Annotated in this window: 20 protein-coding genes and 1 pseudogene; 7 read left to right on the forward strand and 14 right to left on the reverse strand. The window is 39.9% G+C overall.

The window, feature by feature from the left end; all coding sequences use genetic code 11:
• Nucleotides 1-72: 72 nt before the first annotated feature.
• Together C7S20_RS01870 and C7S20_RS01875 are read right to left on the reverse strand one after the other, a co-directional pair.
• Nucleotides 73-867: a hypothetical protein gene (locus tag C7S20_RS01870; RefSeq protein WP_107010891.1), complete on the reverse strand. Its 795-nt coding sequence runs from the start codon at nucleotides 865-867 to the stop codon at nucleotides 73-75.
• On the reverse strand, nucleotides 854-1,417 hold the full coding sequence (locus C7S20_RS01875; RefSeq protein ID WP_193510807.1) for an RNA polymerase sigma factor: 564 nt from the start codon (nucleotides 1,415-1,417) through the stop codon (nucleotides 854-856). The genes C7S20_RS01870 and C7S20_RS01875 overlap by 14 nt, the downstream gene beginning before the upstream one ends.
• A 122-nt stretch (nucleotides 1,418-1,539) precedes the next feature.
• Here C7S20_RS01875 and rluF point away from each other — a divergent pair, with 122 nt between their 5' ends.
• From rluF to C7S20_RS01895, 4 genes are all read left to right on the forward strand, one after another.
• Complete coding sequence (gene rluF / locus C7S20_RS01880) at nucleotides 1,540-2,265, forward strand: 23S rRNA pseudouridine(2604) synthase RluF (RefSeq protein WP_107010892.1); 726 nt, start codon at nucleotides 1,540-1,542, stop codon at nucleotides 2,263-2,265.
• Between the two features lie 130 nt (nucleotides 2,266-2,395).
• Nucleotides 2,396-2,818, forward strand: coding sequence for a VOC family protein (locus C7S20_RS01885; protein ID WP_107010893.1), 423 nt, complete (start codon nucleotides 2,396-2,398; stop codon nucleotides 2,816-2,818).
• A 23-nt stretch (nucleotides 2,819-2,841) separates the two neighbouring features.
• Nucleotides 2,842-3,861, forward strand: coding sequence for an AI-2E family transporter (locus C7S20_RS01890; RefSeq protein ID WP_107010894.1), 1,020 nt, complete (start codon nucleotides 2,842-2,844; stop codon nucleotides 3,859-3,861).
• 18 nt (nucleotides 3,862-3,879) lie between these two features.
• The gene (locus tag C7S20_RS01895; RefSeq protein WP_107010895.1) at nucleotides 3,880-4,287 is read left to right on the forward strand and encodes a YkvA family protein; all 408 of its coding nucleotides are present in this window, start codon (nucleotides 3,880-3,882) and stop codon (nucleotides 4,285-4,287) included.
• 90 nt (nucleotides 4,288-4,377) lie between these two features.
• On the opposite strand, the gene C7S20_RS01900 is transcribed toward C7S20_RS01895, so the two are convergent.
• The 4 genes and pseudogenes from C7S20_RS01900 to argS form a co-directional block, all read right to left on the reverse strand.
• Nucleotides 4,378-5,283: a bifunctional 5,10-methylenetetrahydrofolate dehydrogenase/5,10-methenyltetrahydrofolate cyclohydrolase gene (locus C7S20_RS01900; protein WP_107010896.1), complete on the reverse strand. Its 906-nt coding sequence runs from the start codon at nucleotides 5,281-5,283 to the stop codon at nucleotides 4,378-4,380.
• A gap of 27 nt (nucleotides 5,284-5,310) precedes the next feature.
• Nucleotides 5,311-5,634, reverse strand: a pseudogene (locus tag C7S20_RS01905) (four helix bundle protein).
• A gap of 134 nt (nucleotides 5,635-5,768) precedes the next feature.
• Nucleotides 5,769-7,097: a signal recognition particle protein gene (gene ffh, locus C7S20_RS01910; protein ID WP_107010897.1), complete on the reverse strand. Its 1,329-nt coding sequence runs from the start codon at nucleotides 7,095-7,097 to the stop codon at nucleotides 5,769-5,771.
• A 136-nt stretch (nucleotides 7,098-7,233) separates the two neighbouring features.
• Nucleotides 7,234-9,012, reverse strand: coding sequence for an arginine--tRNA ligase (gene argS / locus C7S20_RS01915; protein ID WP_107010898.1), 1,779 nt, complete (start codon nucleotides 9,010-9,012; stop codon nucleotides 7,234-7,236).
• A gap of 99 nt (nucleotides 9,013-9,111) precedes the next feature.
• Here argS and C7S20_RS01920 point away from each other — a divergent pair, with 99 nt between their 5' ends.
• Nucleotides 9,112-9,537: a hypothetical protein gene (locus C7S20_RS01920; protein ID WP_107010899.1), complete on the forward strand. Its 426-nt coding sequence runs from the start codon at nucleotides 9,112-9,114 to the stop codon at nucleotides 9,535-9,537.
• A 54-nt stretch (nucleotides 9,538-9,591) separates the two neighbouring features.
• Here the strand turns inward: C7S20_RS01920 and C7S20_RS01925 are convergent, their stop codons facing one another.
• The gene (locus C7S20_RS01925; RefSeq protein WP_107010900.1) at nucleotides 9,592-9,795 is read right to left on the reverse strand and encodes a hypothetical protein; all 204 of its coding nucleotides are present in this window, start codon (nucleotides 9,793-9,795) and stop codon (nucleotides 9,592-9,594) included.
• 71 nt (nucleotides 9,796-9,866) lie between these two features.
• Here C7S20_RS01925 and C7S20_RS01930 point away from each other — a divergent pair, with 71 nt between their 5' ends.
• On the forward strand, nucleotides 9,867-11,300 hold the full coding sequence (locus tag C7S20_RS01930) for an SDR family oxidoreductase (RefSeq protein WP_107010901.1): 1,434 nt from the start codon (nucleotides 9,867-9,869) through the stop codon (nucleotides 11,298-11,300).
• A 31-nt stretch (nucleotides 11,301-11,331) separates the two neighbouring features.
• A complete protein-coding gene (locus tag C7S20_RS01935) occupies nucleotides 11,332-12,822 on the forward strand; it encodes a BCCT family transporter (RefSeq protein ID WP_107010902.1) in 1,491 nt (496 codons plus the stop codon).
• Here the strand turns inward: C7S20_RS01935 and ctlX are convergent, their stop codons facing one another.
• The 7 genes from ctlX to C7S20_RS01970 form a co-directional block, all read right to left on the reverse strand.
• Complete coding sequence (gene ctlX / locus C7S20_RS01940) at nucleotides 12,823-13,746, reverse strand: citrulline utilization hydrolase CtlX (protein ID WP_107010903.1); 924 nt, start codon at nucleotides 13,744-13,746, stop codon at nucleotides 12,823-12,825. It lies immediately after the preceding gene.
• A gap of 1 nt (nucleotide 13,747) precedes the next feature.
• Nucleotides 13,748-14,659, reverse strand: a complete 912-nt coding sequence (locus C7S20_RS01945; protein ID WP_107010904.1) for a dimethylarginine dimethylaminohydrolase family protein — start codon at nucleotides 14,657-14,659, stop codon at nucleotides 13,748-13,750.
• 84 nt (nucleotides 14,660-14,743) lie between these two features.
• Nucleotides 14,744-16,027 (reverse strand): citrate synthase, encoded by a 1,284-nt coding sequence (locus tag C7S20_RS01950; protein ID WP_107010905.1) that lies wholly within the window; start codon nucleotides 16,025-16,027, stop codon nucleotides 14,744-14,746.
• Nucleotides 16,028-16,278: 251 nt separating this feature from the next.
• The gene (locus tag C7S20_RS01955; protein WP_107010906.1) at nucleotides 16,279-17,817 is read right to left on the reverse strand and encodes a glycogen synthase; all 1,539 of its coding nucleotides are present in this window, start codon (nucleotides 17,815-17,817) and stop codon (nucleotides 16,279-16,281) included.
• Between the two features lie 164 nt (nucleotides 17,818-17,981).
• A complete protein-coding gene (eno, locus tag C7S20_RS01960) occupies nucleotides 17,982-19,271 on the reverse strand; it encodes a phosphopyruvate hydratase (protein ID WP_107010907.1) in 1,290 nt (429 codons plus the stop codon).
• 142 nt (nucleotides 19,272-19,413) lie between these two features.
• On the reverse strand, nucleotides 19,414-19,938 hold the full coding sequence (locus tag C7S20_RS01965) for a hypothetical protein (protein WP_159039850.1): 525 nt from the start codon (nucleotides 19,936-19,938) through the stop codon (nucleotides 19,414-19,416).
• Between the two features lie 83 nt (nucleotides 19,939-20,021).
• Nucleotides 20,022-20,546 (reverse strand): hypothetical protein, encoded by a 525-nt coding sequence (locus C7S20_RS01970; RefSeq protein WP_107010909.1) that lies wholly within the window; start codon nucleotides 20,544-20,546, stop codon nucleotides 20,022-20,024.
• Nucleotides 20,547-20,577 lie beyond the last annotated feature (31 nt).

The raw sequence follows: 20,577 nt of genomic DNA on the forward strand, positions 1-20,577 counted from the left end.
CAAAAGGCAAAAAGCTTTCACATCAGAAATGATTGATGAATGACCCTTAAGGGATTTATTAAATTGAACTTATTAGTAATTTCTGGTCGCCACAGCCGTGGTCGCTTTTACAAAGCCTTCCTTTAAAAGCTGAAAGATCTCTTTTCGGAAAGACTGATCAATATCTGCTTCCACATCTGCCAGTAATTCATCCGCATCGACTCTGCCATGCGAATAGAATTTTCGCTCCTGGCCGAGGTCTTTTGCGGCTTCAGCAAGCAACGCGTTCACTTCTTCATCGGTAACGATCTCCCCGGCATTTTTCTGTTTTTTGACCTTTGCCACCAGTTCTTCAATTTTGTTATCGAGGATGTTTTTCTCAATTTTCAATTCATTTTCTTTCAACGGAATAGGGGAAATTTCAACAACAGGAGAAATTACCGATTTCGTAGGTGAAATTTTTTCTTCATTTTCTGATCCAGGCTCATTAGCTTCAGCAGAAGCTACTACGTTCTGATTTTTATTTTTCTGGTTTTCCGGTGATCGTTTAGTTGTTACTTCTTTTTTCTTATCAGAAATATCTTCAGATTTTGTTTCCTCAGAAGCCAGGGAAGCGGATTTTTCAAATCTTTGGGGTTTCGGAACAGCTTCCTCTACCGGATTTTCTACCATTGGAGACCCTGTTTGTTTTTGCTGACTTATAAAAAACATAGAGACGATTAAACAAACCACTACCGCAGCCGCGATTCCCATCCACCATTTCGATTTTCGCTTTGTATCTGAATTATCGAGCCGGGCATTGAGCTTTTCCCAGCTGCCTTCGGTAGGTTTTATTTTCCTTTTTTCCAGCTGCTCCCTGATATGTTCTTCAAACTTAATTGGTGCCATAACTGCTGAGATTATTAGATTTTAATTTTTCCTGAAGCATTTTTCGTGCTTTAAATAATTGGGATTTTGAAGTACCCTCCGTAATATTCAACATTTCTGAAATTTCAGAATGTTTATATCCTTCCACCGCGTAAAGAATAAAAACCAGTTTATAACCTTCGGGCAAGTCGTCGATCATCTTCTGAATTTCGGCCACTTCCATTTCAGAATTGATATTATTATAGACTTCGGCCGTACCATTTTCAATTTCTTCAGTGAATTCTAACTTTTTTTGTTGCCTTAAAAACGAGATCGACTCCCGTACCATTATCTTTCTGATCCAGCCTTCAAAACTGCCTTCCGATTTAAATTCTTTCAAGTGAGTAAAGACCTTAAAAAATCCGTTAAGCATTGCTTCCTCGGCATGATGAAGATCTTTGATGTATCTCCGGCACAGGCTTAGCATTTTAGGTGAATACAGTTCATATATCTTTTGCTGGGCTTCACGGTTACCCGCTGCGGCCCTTTTGATCAAAAGAGATTCATTCTTAAAAAGCTGTATGACTTTCACCATTTTTATCAAGGGCTTCTACTTATATAGACGCAGGAAAGTTACAAAAGGTTGCCTGAGGTTTTAATTTTTTTAAAATTTCCTTTTCGGAATGGCAAAAACTAACTTGTATCTTTGCCGATATGGCCGAAGAAATTAGAATCAATAAATATTTAAGTCAGCTGGGGTACTGTTCCAGGCGGGAAGCCGATAAACTTATCGCGCAGGGAAGAGTGACCGTTAACGGAAAAATTCCCGAAATGGGTACCAAAGTAATGCCGGGCGATGAAGTCGCCGTAAATGGTAAAAAAGTTTCAGAAAAAGAACTTGAAGAAGCTCCGGTTTACATTGCTTTCAACAAACCGGTAGGAGTAGTTTGCACCACCAATTCAAAAGTTGAAAAGAACAATATTATAGATTTCATCAATTACCCAAAACGCATTTTTCCGGTTGGCAGGCTTGATAAAAATAGTGAAGGCCTCATTCTTCTAACAAATGACGGCGAAATTGTAAACCGAATTCTACGCGGAAGGCATCAGCATGAAAAAGAATACGTGGTTAGGGTGAATAAGCCCCTTACCGCCGATTTCCTCAAAAAAATGTCAGGTGGCGTACCTATTCTTGATACTGTAACACGCAAATGCGAGGTGGAGAGACTTGAAAAAAATACTTTCCGCATCGTGCTGACTCAGGGCCTGAATCGCCAGATTAGAAGAATGTGTGAATTTTTAGGCTATGAAGTTACTTCCCTTAAACGCATCAGGATTATGAATATTGATCTCGACATTCCTACGGGAAAATGGCGCGACCTCACTGAACAGGAACTTCAGGAGCTAAATCAGCTACTGGAAAATTCTGGTAAACACTGAGAGGCGCAAAAATCTTAACAGAGAATTAGCGACCGGCCTTACTATTTTGTGAAGTTTCTTGTTAAATTTAAATTCGGTCCGGAAAACCTTAAGGATATTTTAATTTAACTTAACCGGAAATTTTACATTTATGAAGATACAACCCTTTCATCTGGCCATTCCTGTTTCTGATCTCGAGAAGTGCAGGAAATTCTACAAAGAAACTCTGGGCTGCGGAGAAGGCCGCAGCAGCGACCATTGGGTAGATTTTAATTTCTTCGGTCATCAACTGGTAATTCACTATCAGGATCCAGCCGAAAAAGCCAAAGAAAGTTCAAATCCCGTAGATGGGAAAGACGTTCCTGTTCCTCATTTTGGTGTGGTACTGGAATGGGATGTTTTCCATGAATTTGCTAAATTACTGAAAACCAAGAAGATAAAATTTGTCATTGAACCTTATATTAGATTCGAAGGAAAACCGGGAGAACAGGCGACCATGTTTTTCAAAGATCCCTGCGGAAATGCTCTTGAATTCAAGGCTTTTAAAAATATGGACCAGCTTTTTGCCCGATAATTTCAGATTAACAACCAACCAGAATGGACAGACTTAAACCGTCACTGGTACGACAGATCTTCGTACTGATGCTCATCCTTTTTCTAACCGTATTGATATTCGGGGAAATCCTTCCTTATTTATCAGGAGTACTCGGTGCGGTAACCCTTTATGTTTTAATGAAAGGCTGGATGAGGCGATTGGTAGCACGAGGCTGGAAACCACCTATTGCAGCTGCATTGCTCATGACCGGTTCTTTCGTAGGTATTTTAATCCCCGTTTCTATCACAGCCTTTATGCTTACCACCAAAATCGGGAAAGCAGTGGCAAATTCGGAACGAGTGCTCAGCGCAATTAAAGCGCAATTAAATTCTGCCGAGGAATATTTAGGCTATAATATTAGCGGAAGCATTGACACCTCGGCCATCACTAATTGGATCTCTGCAAATCTCCAAAGCCTTGCCGGAGGTACTTTCAATGCTTTTATCGCGATCGGGATCATGTATTTTATGCTTTATTATATGCTGATCAACCGATCTTCTCTTCGGGAGACCATGATCGATTATATTCCTTTAGGAAAAGACAACCTCCGAATTATTGGTGATGAAAGCGATGAACTCGTAAAATCGAATGCCCTGGGAATCCCCCTGGTAGCTTTTGTTCAGGGAGTCATAGCTTTAATAGGTTTCCTTATTTTTGGAGTTCCCGATCCGTTTTTCTGGTTCGTAATTACCGCCATTGGTTCGATGATCCCTTTTATAGGAACTGCTATAGGGATTGTTCCGGCAGTAATTTTACTCTTTGCCCAGGCCAGTGACTGGCAGGCAATCGCGTTGTTAATCTATGGTTTCGTTGTGGTGGGAGCCAGCGACAATGTTGTGAGGCTGTATGTGCTCGAACGACTTGCAAGTGTGCATCCGCTTATTACACTTTTTGGTGTTATCGTGGGAGTGCCTCTTTTCGGATTTATCGGACTCATATTCGGGCCATTACTTATTTCCCTTTTTATTTTAATTCTGAAAATTTATAAAAAGGAGTATGGAAATTCCCACCACAGACTTTAACCATTAAACCATATTATCATGTTCGGAAAAAAGAAAGAGAAACAAAAAGAAAAACTGGATGAAGGCTTTATGAAAGCCGAAATTGCCAGGGTAGATGAAGACGATGTGACCGTTGCTTTGGACAGTCAGAAGGAAATAGACCGGAAGCTGAACAATTCAAATACCTTGAAAAAGTATGCCGAATTGGCCAATGTGATGTTTGGAATGCTGAAAGATTATCGCAAGGGTATTTATAAGGAAGTGCCATGGTTTACCATCGCGACCATTGCTTTCGCTTTTCTTTACATTCTGAATCCCTTTGACATAATGCCGGATTTTGTACCTGGCATCGGATATATAGATGATCTTGCCGTGCTAACTTTCGGATTGAGATTCATTCAAACCGATATTCATCGCTATCTTGACTGGAAACTGGAGAATGATTAAAATAAAAAGGGCTGTCTCAAAAGCTCTATTTTCGTCAAACTGAAATAAATTCAGGATGACTTTTTTTCGACTTTTGAGCCAGCTTCTTAACTATTTATTTTTTGCTGCCTCATCGGCTCTGTGTTTATGTCTTTCCCTGGCCAGCAGTGTATTTTTTAAAAGCATGGCGACGGTCATGGGTCCAACTCCGCCGGGCACCGGAGTGATATGCGAAGCCCTTTTACTTACATTTTCAAAATCAACATCTCCCCTGATCACGTAGCCTCTTTCGGCATTTTCATCAGGTACGCGGGTAATTCCAACGTCTATGATCACCGCATCATCTTTGATCATTTCGGCTTTCAGAAAATCAGGAATTCCCACCGCGATAATGATAATATCGGCCTGCGAAGTGACCTGCGTGATATTTTTGGTAAACTCGTGAGTGAGGGTAACCGTAGAATTTCCAGGGAAACCACTGCGGCCCATTAAAATGCTCATGGGGCGGCCAACAATATAACTCCGGCCAATCACCACAGTATGTTTACCTTTGGTAGGAATATCATAACGCTCCAGTAATTCCAAAATTCCGAAGGGCGTCGCAGGAATAAAGGAAGTCATATCAAGAGCCATTTTGCCGAAATTTGTGGGGTGGAAACCGTCCACATCCTTATCGGGATCTACAGCGTTTAAAACTTTTTGGGTATCGATTTGCGGCGGTAGCGGAAGCTGCACTATAAAACCATCAATATCATCATTTTGATTAAGCTCTTCAATTTTAGCGAGAAGCTCCAATTCACTCACCGTATTAGGAAGTCGGTAAAGTGAAGACTCAAATCCCACTCTTTTACAGGCTTTCACTTTGCTGTTAACGTAGGTGAGACTGGCACCGTCTTTCCCTACTATGATGGCAGCCAGATGGGGAACTTTCCCTCCTCTTTCTTTTATTTTAGTAACCTCAGCAGCGATCTCATCCTTAATATCACTACTTACTTTTTTCCCATCGAGAATTGTCATTTTTAGTATTCAGTTTTTAGTAGGCAGTTAGCAGTCTTGTACTCCAAATTTGCCGGGATTATTAATCATAAAATTTATAAGCTTTCCAACCTCTTCACTTTGTTGATTCAAATTCTCATAATCCTTTTCTGAAATATAGCAGCACACATTGGCAAAGTGTAACCAGCTTTGTGTTTCCGCATTCTCGGCATCCCAATCACTAAATTTACTTCTGAAGTGATTCGGATAATTTCTCTTCCGATATGCCTCGGCTATATTAGAACAAACCGACCTGGAATTTCTTCAAATCTGGTCGGTTAAACTATAGGTTTCTTCTTTTGGAAACCCCTTTGAAATTTCAAATATCTTCATGGCTAAATCGAATGCAATCTCATAAGCCTTTAAAGATCTGAATTCATATATTTATTTTTTTCCTGTAAACTGCATATTAAACACCGCTATTTACTGATTACTGCTACAAACTGCTAACTACCAACTATAAAAGACTATTTCATCCCCTTCATCATTTGCATCATTTTTTGGCCACCGCCTCCCTGCATCATTTTCATCATTTTACCCATCTGGTTGAATTGTTTCAGCAATTGGTTCACTTCCTGAACTGAAGTTCCCGACCCTTTGGCAATTCTTTTCTTTCTGCTGGCATTGATGAGTTTTGGCTCACTTCTTTCTTCCGGGGTCATGGAATGTATAATAGCTTCAATTCCTTTAAAAGCATCATCATCGATATCGACATCTTTCAGCATTTTCCCGGCTCCGGGGATCATTCCCAAAAGATCCTTCATAGATCCCATTTTCTTGATCTGCTGAAGTTGATTCAGGAAGTCGTCAAAACCGAACTTGTTTTTGGCAATTTTCTTCTGAAGTTTTCTGGCCTCTTCCTCGTCATACTGTTCCTGAGCTCTTTCCACAAGGGAAACAACATCCCCCATTCCCAGAATTCTATCAGCCATACGCGAAGGATAGAAAACATCCATCGCATCCATTTTTTCCCCGGTTCCGATAAATTTTATCGGTTTATTCACCACCGATTTAATCGAAATCGCAGCACCACCACGGGTATCACCATCTAATTTTGTAAGGATCACCCCGTCAAAATCAAGTCTCTCATTAAAAGTTTTCGCCGTGTTCACCGCATCCTGACCAGTCATGGCATCTACCACGAAAAGTGTTTCCTGAGGCTGAATGGCGTCTTTGATATTTGAGATTTCGGTCATCATCATCTCATCAACGGCCAAACGACCGGCGGTATCGATGATCACCACATTATGTCCATTTTCTTTCGCGTAAGCAATTGCCGATTTAGAGATCGCAACCGGATCCTGGTTTCCTTCTTCAGAATATACCTCAACATCCACCTGCTCACCTACCACATGCAGCTGGTTGATCGCCGCAGGACGGTAAACATCACAGGCTACCAATAATGGTTTTTTAGTCTTCTTACGTTTGAGATAATCAGCAAGTTTCCCAGAGAAAGTTGTTTTACCACTACCCTGCAGCCCCGACATCAAAATTATTGAAGGATTTCCCGAAAGATCTATGCCTTCCGCTTCTCCTCCCATCAATTCGGTAAGCTCATCTTTTACCAGTTTCACCATTAACTGGCCTGGCTTCAGTGTTTTCAGAACGTCCTGCCCGAGGGCCTTTTCTTTAACAGTATTGGTGAATTCTTTGGCAATCTTATAGTTCACATCGGCATCTACAAGGGCGCGTCGCACCTCTTTCAGACTTTCTGCAACATTGATCTCGGTAATTTGCCCATGACCTTTCAGTACATGAAAGGCACTATCTAACTTGTCACTTAAACTATCAAACATAATCTTCCTGTGGTTTTATTTCATCACTGCCGGGCAGCGGATTGCAAATTTAATGATTTGAAACTGAAGAATAAAGTGCTAAAATGAAATTTCAAATTCATTTAGTTAATAAGCTTAATGGCAAAGGCCCACCCGCTTACATTCTCTCCGGCACTTCAATTCCCAATAGCCTAAACCCTGATTTGATCACATTCGCTACCAAATTAGACAACTGCACCCTGAAAATCTTCTCGTTTTCATCATCAATTCCGAGAATAGGAACATTCTGATAAAACGAATTGAAAGATTTTACCAGTTCATAAACATAATTGGCAATAAGGGCAGGAGAATGATTTTCGGCTGCAAGACCAATGGTTTCAGGATAAAGCTGAAGGGTTTTTATAAGTTCTTTTTCCTTTTCATGAAAACTGAAATCTTTGGAAAGTTCTTCAGAAAAATCGAAATCGGCTTTTCTAAGAATGGACTGAATCCTTGCATAGGTGTACTGAATAAACGGGCCGGTATTTCCCTGGAAATCTACCGATTCTTCAGGGTCAAACAAAATACGCTTTCTTGGATCAACCTTTAAAATATAATATTTCAGAGCGCCAAGACCAATGATTCTGTATAGTTCTTCTTTTTCCTCTTCAGTATATTCATCAAGTTTTCCAAGTTCTTCAGAAATACTTTTGGCAGTCTGCGTCATTTCCTCAATCAAATCATCTGCATCGACCACTGTTCCTTCGCGGCTTTTCATTTTTCCAGAAGGTAGATCTACCATTCCATAACTCAAATGGTATAATGAATCTGCCCAATCATAACCTAACTTTTTCAAAATTAGGAACAGGACTTTGAAATGATAATCCTGCTCATTCCCCACAGTGTAAACCAGCTGGTTTATGTTGAAATCGCGAAAACGCTGGATCGCCGTACCAATATCCTGCGTCATATATACTGCGGTACCATCACTTCTCAAAACGATCTTCTCATCAAGGCCTTCTTCACTCAGGTCTATCCAGACGCTGCCATCTTCCTTTTTATAGAAAACACCTTCTTCAAGGCCCTTCAGCACTTCATCTTTTCCTAAAATATAGGTTTGACTTTCGTAATAATTTTTATCAAAATCAACTCCCAAAGCCTTATAAGTCTTGTCAAAACCTTTGTAAACCCAATTGTTCATCATTTCCCAAAGTTTCACCACTTCAGGATCGTTGGCTTCCCATTTTCGGAGCATTTCTTTAGCTTCTACAAAAATAGGGGCTTCAGCCTTCGCTTCGTCTTCACTTTTTCCTTCTTCGCGGAGCCGGGCAATTTCCTTTTTGTATTCCTGGTCAAATTTCACGTAATAATTCCCGACCAGTTTATCTCCTTTTAATCCCGTAGATTCAGGAGTTTCGCCATTGCCAAATTTCTGCCACGCGACCATCGATTTACAAATATGAATCCCACGGTCATTGATCACCTGCACCTTATAAACTTCATTGCCGGCGGCTTTCAGGATCTCAGAAACCGAATATCCCAAAAGATTGTTCCTGATATGGCCCAGATGCAGTGGCTTATTTGTATTTGGTGAAGAATATTCAACCATAATTCCGCTGGCATCGCTCTGAGGCAGCAAAATTCCATAATCTTCCCGGTCTTTCACCTCATTGAAAAAATTCACATAGAAGTTGTCACTGATAATAATATTCAGGAAACCTTTTACAACATTGTAACCGGCTACTTCTTCAACTTCAGCTTCAAGATATTTCCCGATATTTTCGGCCAATTGGGCAGGATTCGTTTTAATTTGTTTCATCATGGGAAACACCACCAACGTAATATCTCCCTCAAAATCCTTCCGCGTAGGCTGAAATTCGATATTTTCAGGTTCTAACCCGTAATTTTTAAGAACCGCTTCTTTGACTTTAACCGCAAGAATTTTTTCAATATTCATTTCCTTTGTGTTTATTGGAATTGAGCCGCAAAGATAAAAAGAATTAGAGTTCCCCTGGCCTGTCTTCGCCTTCAAATCCTTATATTTAGAAAAAAAGAGATGCTTCTGAATATTTCGTACAACCGGCCCGATACTTCTGATAAAATTAACAGGGCGGTGGGTAAACCTTTTACGCTGATAGAACGGGTAAAACTGAAAGGTACCGGCTCTCCTAAACTACAAATCACTTCTTCCAGTATAGACATCCATAATTTGCTGATTCTCGATAACAATTCTAATGTTTGTAATGTGGAGATGCGTAAGAATGGTATTATAGTTATGTTTCGGTCGCTTTTAGAAACCTATGCCCTGGTAATTCCCTATTTTAAATTGAATTTGTACAAAGGAAAGGCCGAAGAATACAGCATTTATATAGATCATTACTTCATTAAGGTGAAAGCAGACAGCCCGGGAATTCACAAATTCTTCCGGAAGATTCTCGACTACAAATCAGACAATGCGCCTACCCAGATAGAGGATCTTTAAGGAAATTTCAATTCCTCCGAATTAAAAAAAGTTTTCTAAAGAATGTTTAAGTCTTTAGCGGCGTTTAAAAGCCAGTCCTCCTATCAAAGCAAGAACACCAAAGCCAATCATAGCATAACTCTGAGTATTATCACCCTGTGCCTTAACCTGCAATGGACCTGCATCTATAGAGAATTCGGGACTTATAAGAGTATATAATCCATAACCAATAAGACCGATCCCAAGGATTAAGAGCACAAATTTAAGGACGTTATTCATTTAATAAAGTTTTACTAATCACAGGTGAAATTAGTAATTATATTTCTAATTTGAAGAATAATATTCTTTTAATGCGGATACTACTTACCGGAGCTAACGGCTATATTGGAATGCGACTTTTGCCGCAGCTGATTGGCCAGGGACATGAAGTGATTTGTGCGGTAAGAAACCGCGACCGTTTTACCTCTTATGACGGAATCAAAGACCATGTAGAGATTGTCGAGATTGACTTTATTCATGACGATTCGCCTCCCGAAGAAATTAAAAATATTGATGTTGCATACTACCTCATCCATTCGATGACGGCTGCAACCAAAGATTTTGACAGGATCGAAGCGACCGCCGCCAGGAATTTCAATAAAATGATGGCGAACACCTCGGTAAAACAGGTGATCTATCTAAGCGGAATCATCAATGAAGATAAACTTTCGCGACACCTGCAGTCCAGAAAAATGGTAGAGGAAATCCTCTACAAGGGAAGTTTCAATTTGACGGTTTTAAGAGCAGCAATTATTGTAGGTTCAGGAAGTTCTTCCTTCGAAATTATACGGGACCTGTGCGAAAAACTTCCGGCCATGATCACTCCAAAATGGGTGAAAACGCGCTGCCAGCCTATCGCGATACGCAACGTCATTCAATACCTCACCGGAGTAATCGCAAGAGAAGAATGCTTTAATCAGTCGTTTGATATTGGAGGACCGGACATACTTACGTACCAGGAAATGATGGAACAATATGCCGAAGTACGGAAGTTAAAAATCTGGATCATCGGGGTGCCGGTGATGTCTCCAAAATTGAGTTCCTACTGGTTGTATTTCGTAACCTCAACTTCTTACAGACTGGCACAAAATCTAATTGACTCTATGAGTGTGGAGGTGATCACCAAAGACACCAGACTTCAGGAAATGTTGAATATTGACCTCATAGATTATAAGGAAGCAATTCGAATGGCTTTTTATAAGATAGAACAAAACGAAGTGATTTCCAGCTGGAAAGATTCACTTAGCAGCGGGCGCTTCCGCAGAGATCTCAACAGGTATATTCAAATCCCGACTTACGGATGCCTTCAGGATAAAAAGTCGGTTAAAATAAGAAATCCGAAGGAAGTTCTTGAAAGACTCTGGTCTATTGGTGGTCAAACCGGCTGGTATTACGCCGATTTTCTCTGGAAGCTTCGAGGTTTTATGGATAAAATGGCCGGTGGTGTTGGGCTTCGCCGGGGAAGAACGCATCCATCTAAGATCAATGCCGGGGATTCGCTTGACTTCTGGAGGGTTTTACTTGCCGATAAGCAACAACGCAGGCTGCTACTTTTTGCCGAAATGAAAGTTCCCGGCGAAGCATGGCTGGAATTTAATATAGATGAAAATAATATTCTTCATCAAAATGCGACTTTCAGGCCAAAAGGCTTATTAGGGCGCGCCTACTGGTATTCTATGTACCCATTTCACTATTTTATTTTTGAAGGAATGATCAACCGAATTGCGAAAGGCAAGAAAATGTAATAGTTTTAGGCAAAGACTAACTTTTATTTTTTTGAAGAAATACCCAAAAATCCTCATCAATAATGGCATCTTTCTTATTTCAGCCATTTTACTTTTGAGTGGTTCTATTTTCATCTTTATTTATACCGAATATTTTTACGACCTCATTGAATCAGTTTCTCTTTGGGTGCGCAATTATTTTGGGCAGTTCTACCTGGTCACCGGATTACTTTGTGTGATAATTTTACTTATTCTGGCTTTCAGCAAATTTGGAAAAAAACGATTAGGCGCGCCAAAGCCCGAGTTTGACCAACTTTCATGGATCGCGATGTTATACAGTGCCGGGATGGGAGCGGGAATTTTACTTAGAGCCGTTCAGGAACCCGTTTTTATGTTTCTGAATCCGCCCATAGAAACCGGGGCCTCTCCCGAAAGTATTTCCCTGGAATACACTTTTTATCAATGGGGATTTACAGCCTGGGCATTTTATGGATTATTCGCAGTGGTTCTGGCCTATTCCATTTTTATTCAGCAGAAAAAAGTACAATTGGGAAAAGCTACGGAAGGACTAAAAAAAGTCCGGTACCTGCCGGAAAGTATCGATATTCTCACCATTTTAACAACTGTAATTGGTTTGGTTGCGGCTATTGGTTTGGGCACAACACAGATCGAGGGAGGAATTAGCCATTTCATGAGCAGGGAACCGGGCAGTTTAATCACTAATATGATGCTGGTCTTTCTCATTTGTTTCCTCGCGTTTATTTCGGCCTGGTCGGGAGTGAACAGAGGTATCAAAAGAATCTCTAACTGGAATATTTATCTAGCCGTTTTCCTCATGCTTTTTGTCTTTTTTCAGGCAGATATTTCTGGAATTCTGCAAAACTTCTTCAAATCCCTTTATTTTTATGTCCGCGACTTTATTCCACTGAGCCTTGCAATGGGGAATTATGATCCCGGGAAAGCTTTTTTGACCGACTGGACCTATTATTACTGGGCTTTCTGGCTGGCCTGGGCCCCTTTTACAGGGATCTTTATTGCCCGAATCTCAAAAGGAAGAACCATCAGGGAAATGATCATTGGCGTTTTATTGATACCGTCCCTTGGAAGTTTCTTCTGGTTTAGCGTGTTTGGGCATTCCGCGTTTAAGTTTATAGAAAATCTGGAGGAATATCACAGTGAATTTGGAAACGTGTTCACCTCAATATTCGTTTTTTTGGAAGCCTATCCGTTTTCAGGAATTATCGCATTATTGGTAATACTTCTGCTTATTAGTTTCCTGGTCACCTCGGTAGACAGTGCTATTTTTGTTTTAAGTATGTTCACCGATGGCGGAAGACAGGAACCCCGCAAAAGATTTCGTCTTGCCTGGGCGGTGATAATTTGTATTTTTTGCGAAGCTATAATTGTGTTGGGGCAGGTAAAACCTACATCAAATGTGCTCACCGCAATGCAAAAACTACTGATAATTACCTCTTTGCCCTTTGCTTTTTTCACCATTTATCTGATGCTGGTGATGCTCAAAAGACTTTTCAAAAAGAGGTAGTTACGCTTTTGGAAGAAAAACTTCTGCCATCATACAACGGGCACTTCCTCCCCCACAGGTTTCTATAGTTTCGATCTTTGAACTAAGGATCTCACAGTAATTTTCAATCTTTTCAACCTGTTCCAGAGTAAGGCTTCGCCTTGCCCTTTCACTCATTACGAGGTATTTTTTATCCCGGCCCTGCACTTCAAGCATATTCCCTGCAAATTCATGCATCTGTTTCTCGCTAATATTTATGATCTCCTTGCCATCCTCTTTCAAGTGCTTTACCAAATTCTTCTTTTCCTTTTTATCATCAACAGTATCGAGACAAATAATTGCAAATTCTTCTCCAACACACATCATCACATTGGTATGATAGATGGGAAGCCGCTTATCACCAACCGTTTGATTTGCATGGAAGATAACTGGCGTAAATTCAAAATCTTCGCAGAATTCGATCAACAGGTCCTCATCGGCTCTCGGGGAGATGGCGCAGTAAGCTTTTTGATTTGGACGATCTAAAATAAGACTCCCCGTTCCTTCCAGAAAAACATCATCTTCTTCACCTGAAGTATAATCGGTAATATCGGTGATTTTAAATCCGGCTTTTTCAAGTTCTTCAAAATATTGTAGTCGGCGTTCTTTTCTCCGGTTTTCAGCAAACATGGGATACAGGGCAATTTGCCCATCTTCATGAAAAGACACCCAGTTATTTGGAAAAATGGAATCCGGAGTATTGTCTTCCAGAATATCGTCTACCACAATCACATTCACTCCCACATTGCGGAGTTTGGCTACAAATTCATCGAATTCTTTTGCTGCCCAGACATTTAGATCGGGAGACTTTAAATTTTTCTGAAAATAATTGTTCACAGCGGTTTCCTCGTTCATTCTAAAAGCTACGGGGCGAACCATCAAAATGGTATCGGTGATCTGTTTCATCTTAATCTCTAATTAATGGCAGGGTTGAACATCTCAATAAGCCTTCCTGTTTGGATATTTCAGCATAAGGAACTTCTTCAACTTTAATACCCTGTTCCCTCAGCCAGGCATTCAAACGCGTAAAATTTCTTTCTGAAATGACTACCTCTTCAGAAATTGAAAAAATATTGGAATTCATATCATACATTTCATCGCGGGTGATCTCATAGATATTCGCTCTTCCGAAGAACTTTACCAGCCAATCATATTCTTCCGGATTCAGGAAACCTTCTTTGTAGATAATGGCTTTATTTTTTCCTACGGGCTGAAAACAGCAATCCAGGTGCAGCGCATTATCCCTTGCAATGGTATTGGACTTTTTTAAGTTGAAGCTCACCACTTTTTTATCCGGAAAAAGTTGCTGTAAAGCATCCACTGCCTGAATATTCGTGCGGGCGGTAATAAAATTTTTATAGTCTTTGCCCTTATAAGTTCCCACGAAAATATGATCTCCCATGGGCATAACGTCCCCGCCCTCAATATGGGCTTCTTCGGGAAGTTTTATAATTTTTTCAGGATTAATTTGCTTTAAAACCTCATCTATAGCTTCAATTTCCTTTTCGCGATCAGGAAGAATATTAGATTTAATAAATTTATCTTCTATCACAAAAGCGATATCACGAGTAAAAATCTGGTTATAATCAGGGATAATCTTTGGCCTGAAAACCTTTACATCATATTTCTCAAAAACTGCAGCAACGGCTTCAATTTCTTCCACCATATCTTCTTCCTTGGGATAAGTTCCTGCCAGGATATGTTCTTTTGATTTTGGATCGTAAGCTTCTTCAAGTGAAGGCGCAGGGCCATTGCTTTTTGCGGTTCCCAAAACCACGGCTCTCAGCCGCGAAGTTTCGTTGATTATGTGTAGTTTCATCGGGAATTTCCAATTTTGACAAATATAGAAAAAGCTTCATTTTAACATGAAGCCTTTCCTTAATTTACTTTAATGAAAGTTTTCTTAACGACTGCCTAGTGGCTTAAAATCTCTATGATTCGGCCCAACGTAAATTTGTCTTGGACGACCTATTGGCTCTTTATTCAATCGCATTTCCCTCCATTGAGCGATCCATCCTGGCAAACGTCCCAGAGCGAACATCACGGTAAACATTTCTACAGGAATTCCAAGAGCCCTGTATATAATGCCTGAGTAAAAATCAACATTTGGATACAGTTTTCTTTGTACGAAATAATCGTCTTCCAAAGCTTCTTTTTCAAGACCTTTTGCGATGTCCAGTACAGGATCATCTACTCCAAGCTGACCAAGAACCTCATCTGCAGATTTCTTGATAATTTTCGCACGCGGATCGAAATTTTTATAAACTCTATGACCAAAGCCCATCAAACGGAAAGGATCCTCCTTGTCTTTAGCTTTTTCCATAAATTTATGAGTATCTCCACCATCTTCTTTTATCCTTTCCAGCATTTCAATTACGGCCTGGTTAGCGCCACCGTGAAGTGGGCCCCATAAAGCAGAAACACCGGCAGAAATAGAAGCGAATAATCCGGCATGTGAAGAACCTACCATTCTTACCGTTGAAGTAGAACAGTTTTGTTCGTGATCGGCATGAAGGATCAGTAACTTATCCAAAGCATCTATAACCGTTTTATCTACTTTATAACTTTTCCCGGGTTTTTCGAACATCATTTTATGAAGATTCTCCACATAATCGAGAGACTCATCTCCATAATTTAAAGGAAGACTATGTTTTTTGCGAAGCGTCCAGGCGGCAAGAACAGGAAATTTACCCATGATCTTAACAATTGCCTTATACATATCTCCTTCTGAAGAAACATCAACTGAAGAAGGATTAAAGGCGGTAAGCGCGCTTGTCAAAGAAGCAAGCACACCCATGGGATGAGCCGCTTTTGGAAATCCGTCAAGGATTTTCTTCATCTCCTCATCTACATGAGATTGTTCTTTAATGTCATTGGTAAACTTTTCCAGCTGCTCTTTATTAGGAAGCTCACCAAAGATTAAAAGGAAAGCTACCTCAAGGAAATCGGCTTTTTCAGCAAGATCCTCTATGGCATAGCCACGGTATCTTAAAATTCCTTTTTCACCATCAAGGAACGTAATCGCACTTTCACAGCTACCTGTATTTTTATATCCGGGATCAAGAGTAATAAGTCCAGCTTCTGCACGAAGTTTCTTAATCTCTATACCTACTTCATTTTCGGTTCCTACTGTAACCGGAAACTCATATTCTTTTCCATCATATTGGAGGGTCGCAACTTTAGACATAGTATATATAGTTCTTTTTAATTAAAATTTTCAAGCCTTGCTAAAATACGAAATTTAGTGTTAAAATAAATTGAACCACACTGCCGAAATTGCAGAAAATCCCTTTATTTCTTAGGTTTTCGGTATAATTTAATGAAGAAGCTAAAAAATTATAATCCAATTTGATCATAAGTCTCTCAATATCTAAAAAATAAAGAATTATGATATTATTTTCATCTTCCTAAAAAATCATATCCAATCGCAAAAATTACCTATAGCACATATAAATATTTATAATATTCATCTACCGATTTTTCCCAGGTGAACCTTTGATTTCTCGCATTTTCACAAATAGCTTTCCAGCGCTCCTGGTCCTGGAAAAAAAGATCGACAGTTTCTGAAAAAACCTTTACAAAATCCTCTTCCTGCTCGGTAGTAGTTTCTCCATTAAAACTAAAGCCAGTTTCTCCATGCACAACAGTATCTTTTAAACCTCCGGTATGATGCACAAGACAAGGCTGGCCGTTCCTCATCGCCAGCATCTGACTTATTCCACAGGGTTCAAACTGGCTTGGCATTAAATAAAGGTTTGATTCCTGGTACAGCATATCAATAATACTCTCAGACTGCGCATTGATAAAAATGAAATTTTTATGACGGTAGCTCGCTTCCCTGAAAAGAGCTTCATATTCGGGCGCGCCTGTTCCCAGCAGGACATATACCCCTTTTACTTCCTGAAGCTTTTTCATAAGCCTGTCCAAAAGCTCAGGCGCATCTTTAAAGAAGAAGAATTTTTGCTCGGTAAGCCTGGCAACACTTGTACAGATAAAATCTGGCGGAAATTCCTGAAACCTGGTAAGTTTCTCACCGGTATGAGCAAGATAATGTGCCTTATAATCTTTGTTATCTTCCTGCAACCATCTAAAAAGTCTTCTGATGCATTGCCTGAAAAGGATACCTTTTTCCGCTACAGCGATATTTGTATAATTGGCTCCGTTCAAAATTCCAAATAAGCGGTTTTCCGCGGCAGCTTTTTTCAGATCTTCCTCTAAACCTTCACCTCCAATAAAATGAGGCGGATTACTTGGTTTTTGAATATCTTCTTTATAGGAAGGAGAAACCGTGTGAACAGCATCGGCAAGACGAATGCCAACGGCCATCAGGTTGATGCAGTCAAGATACCGGCGGTCATAAAGTTTATGGTAATCAAATTCAACATCAGGAAAAAAGGCTTTCACTGAAGAATAACTGTTTTCAAATGGTCTGATCCCCTGGATGGCAAGATTATGAATAGAATAAACAAACCTGATATTGCGAAGCGCTGAAAATCTTGGATGAAATTCTTTTAAAAAAAGCAACATGCTCGTATGCCAGTCGTGAAGATGTACAATATCAAGCTCACCAAGAATCTTGTCTCTGATCGCTGCGCCTACCGCTGTGCAAAACAAGGCAAACATACTTGCATCGGTAAAAAAAGGCTGATCAGGATCGTTGAAATAAATATGGGCGATGTCTCCGGCTTTAATTTCGGGGTGATGAACCACAAAATGTTTAATGCCTTCAATTTCCTTTTTTCCCGGAACCTTATAAATTCCAGCCGTTTGTTGCTGCCCCCTGAAAAAAAATCGCACCTCGGCCAGTTTTTCACCTTCCTGATGCAATCGGGAATAAGAAGGAGTAATGACATTTACAGAATCTCCACGGGCAGCAATTTGTCTTGGAACATCCCTCACAACATCTCCCATTCCTCCCGCTTTACATTTAGGGATTCCATCATTTTCTGCAGCTACAAATAAAAAACGTTTTTTCAATTTAATGTATGTCTGATTGGATCATGAAGTTAAGGAATATGCTGGGATAGACGCAATTATATTTATTTAAATCATTGTTAATAATGGAATTGGAACAGGGGTTTTATGCATAAAAAAACCTCTTCGAAAAGAGGTTTAAAAATATTAAAGAATTAAATTTTCAATTATTTTATTTTAAAAGCTTTATCCTGAGGATAATAAGCTACCGAGCCCAGTTCTTCTTCGATACGCAGCAACTGATTGTATTTTGCCATTCGATCGCTACGGGAAGCTGACCCTGTTTTGATCTGTCCGGTATTCAACGCAACGGCAAGATCTGCGATAGTATTATCTTCAGTCTCTCCGGAACGATGTGACATCACAGAAGTATATCCGGCGTTATGAGCCATATTTACTGCGGAAATCGTTTCTGTTAAGGTACCAATCTGGTTAACCTTAATAAGAATAGAATTAGCGATCTTTTCTTTAATTCCGCGGCCAAGTCTTTCCACATTGGTCACAAAAAGGTCATCACCAACCAATTGCACTTTATCGCCTATCTTATCGGTTAAGGCTTTCCAGCCTTCCCAGTCATTTTCATCCATACCGTCTTCAATAGAGATAATCGGGTATTTAGAAGCCAGCTCGGCCAAATATTCTGCCTGCTCTTCGCTGTTTCTAATTTTTCCTTTATCCCCTTCAAATTTGGTGTAATCGTATTTTCCGTTTTCGTAGAATTCAGCTGAAGCGCAATCCAAAGCAATACTTACTTCCTCTCCAGGTTTGTAACCCGCTTTTTCAATTGCCTTCAGAATAGTATCCAGTGCATCCTCAGTTCCGTCAAGCGTAGGAGCGAAACCTCCCTCATCACCAACAGCCGTACTCAATCCTCTGTCGTGAAGCACTTTTTTAAGATTATGAAAAATCTCAGTTCCCATTTTTAGTGCATGGGAAAAGCTATTAGCCATCACCGGCATGATCATAAATTCCTGAAAAGCGATGGGAGCATCACTATGAGAACCTCCGTTTATAATATTCATCATTGGCACAGGGAGCGTATTTCCGCTAACACCTCCAACATATCGGAACAAAGGCATGTTCAATTCATTGGCGGCTGCTTTGGCCACAGCAAGAGAAACACCTAAAATCGCATTTGCACCCAATTTGGATTTATTTGGAGTCCCGTCAAGATCAATCATGGTTTGATCGATAAGATTTTGTTCAAAAACCGAAAAGCCAAGAAGTTTTTCTGCAATTTCACCATTTACATTATCAATCGCTTTTTGCACTCCTTTTCCCATAAAATCTTTTCCTCCGTCCCGAAGTTCCACTGCCTCATGTTCTCCTGTTGAAGCTCCGGAAGGTACAGCTGCACGTCCCATAATTCCATTTTCTGTGATCACATCTACTTCTACGGTTGGATTACCACGTGAATCAAAAATCTGGCGGGCATGAATATCTAAAATAGCACTCATAATCTTTTTTAATTAGTTAATTGAATAAGATGCAAGATACAAAGACACCAGTTAAAAAGCGAGTAAACACGGTAGTTTTAAAGCAATTATAACAAGAAAATAACGATAACGTTTTCGGTAGAATGGAAATCTGAAAGCTGTATTAACGATCTAATACCCATCCCAATTGCACGGCAATAATTGGAAGCAGGTACGAATCTCCTACTTCAGAATATCCAAAGCCCAGTCCTAAATTGACATTAACTTTAAAGTTGTTGTCATAAACGCGCTGTAAGCCCCATGCCGGACCAGCTACAAGTCCATAATCGCTGCTGTATTTTAAATCTCCAAATATGGGATTTCCACCGGTAATGGAAGCTATTCCTGCAATATAGTTCGCGCTGTTTCCTGAAGTATTCCTTTTATCATCAATCCGCTTTTGAAAATTATAGTAATAACGGTATTGCGTTTTAAAACCGGGATAAATACCATAATGCGATTCTCCCAGGGAATGTAGGTAAGAAAAACCAAGACCAAAATCGAGATCGATGCTAGACTTTTCACCAATTGAAAGTTCATATTCGGCAGAAGGCGTGAATGCATTGAGAGAAAACTGACTCCCGGTATTGTTCTGAGCCAAAGCCGAAATGCAAATTAAAGAACAAAAAATAAGGAAAAGTCTTTTCACAGAATGAGGCGATTAAGGACCTCCAAAATAATCAACTTTAGGATAAGAAAAAAGCCGGGAAAAATTTCTCCGGCTCTTGTTTACTACCGTCCAAGTTTGAAACCCAGCTGAATGTCTATTAAAACCTGAAAGGAAGATTCGTCATAATCATTAAAGCCATAACCTGCTCCGAGATTAAGGTTGAGTTTAAAATTACTATCGTAAATTCGCTGAAGGCCCCAGGCCGGTCCTATAAGACCACTGTAATCATTTCGCAATTCCATATCTCCAAAAACAGGATTGCCACCGGCAAGAATGCCTACCGCTGCTATATAATTGCCACTATTCTCCGAAATTTTCTTGCCTTTTTCCTCCCTCTTTTTAAAATTATAATAATATCTGTACTGAGCTTCAAACTGAGGAAAAATTCCAAACTGCGGCTCGTCAAGGTAACTGGCATCATGGTAACCAAACCCGAGACCTACAAGACCATCTATGGTGGAGTTATCTCCTACTGAAGCTTCATATTCAGCTGAAGGAATTAAAAAATTAAGGGAAAATTGATTGGAAGTTTGGGAAAAGGCATTGCATCCGAAAAGGAAAAAGCCGATAAAGAAGATTTTCTTCATAAAATTGGATTAGTTGAAATAAAAAGTCCCA

This window comes from Christiangramia fulva, assembly GCF_003024155.1.
Classification (GTDB): Bacteria; Bacteroidota; Bacteroidia; order Flavobacteriales; family Flavobacteriaceae; genus Christiangramia; species Christiangramia fulva.

Coding starts and splice junctions, on each gene's coding strand:
- C7S20_RS01870 (WP_107010891.1), bottom strand. CDS start 867: ATGGCACCAATTAAGTTTGAAGAACATATCAGGGAGCAGCTGGAAAAA.
- rluF (WP_107010892.1), top strand. CDS start 1,540: ATGGCCGAAGAAATTAGAATCAATAAATATTTAAGTCAGCTGGGGTAC.
- C7S20_RS01885 (WP_107010893.1), top strand. CDS start 2,396: ATGAAGATACAACCCTTTCATCTGGCCATTCCTGTTTCTGATCTCGAG.
- C7S20_RS01890 (WP_107010894.1), top strand. CDS start 2,842: ATGGACAGACTTAAACCGTCACTGGTACGACAGATCTTCGTACTGATG.
- C7S20_RS01895 (WP_107010895.1), top strand. CDS start 3,880: ATGTTCGGAAAAAAGAAAGAGAAACAAAAAGAAAAACTGGATGAAGGC.
- C7S20_RS01900 (WP_107010896.1), bottom strand. CDS start 5,283: ATGACAATTCTCGATGGGAAAAAAGTAAGTAGTGATATTAAGGATGAG.
- ffh (WP_107010897.1), bottom strand. CDS start 7,097: ATGTTTGATAGTTTAAGTGACAAGTTAGATAGTGCCTTTCATGTACTG.
- argS (WP_107010898.1), bottom strand. CDS start 9,012: ATGAATATTGAAAAAATTCTTGCGGTTAAAGTCAAAGAAGCGGTTCTT.
- C7S20_RS01920 (WP_107010899.1), top strand. CDS start 9,112: ATGCTTCTGAATATTTCGTACAACCGGCCCGATACTTCTGATAAAATT.
- C7S20_RS01925 (WP_107010900.1), bottom strand. CDS start 9,795: ATGAATAACGTCCTTAAATTTGTGCTCTTAATCCTTGGGATCGGTCTT.
- C7S20_RS01930 (WP_107010901.1), top strand. CDS start 9,867: ATGCGGATACTACTTACCGGAGCTAACGGCTATATTGGAATGCGACTT.
- ctlX (WP_107010903.1), bottom strand. CDS start 13,746: ATGAAACAGATCACCGATACCATTTTGATGGTTCGCCCCGTAGCTTTT.
- C7S20_RS01945 (WP_107010904.1), bottom strand. CDS start 14,659: ATGAAACTACACATAATCAACGAAACTTCGCGGCTGAGAGCCGTGGTT.
- C7S20_RS01950 (WP_107010905.1), bottom strand. CDS start 16,027: ATGTCTAAAGTTGCGACCCTCCAATATGATGGAAAAGAATATGAGTTT.
- eno (WP_107010907.1), bottom strand. CDS start 19,271: ATGAGTGCTATTTTAGATATTCATGCCCGCCAGATTTTTGATTCACGT.
- C7S20_RS01970 (WP_107010909.1), bottom strand. CDS start 20,546: ATGAAGAAAATCTTCTTTATCGGCTTTTTCCTTTTCGGATGCAATGCC.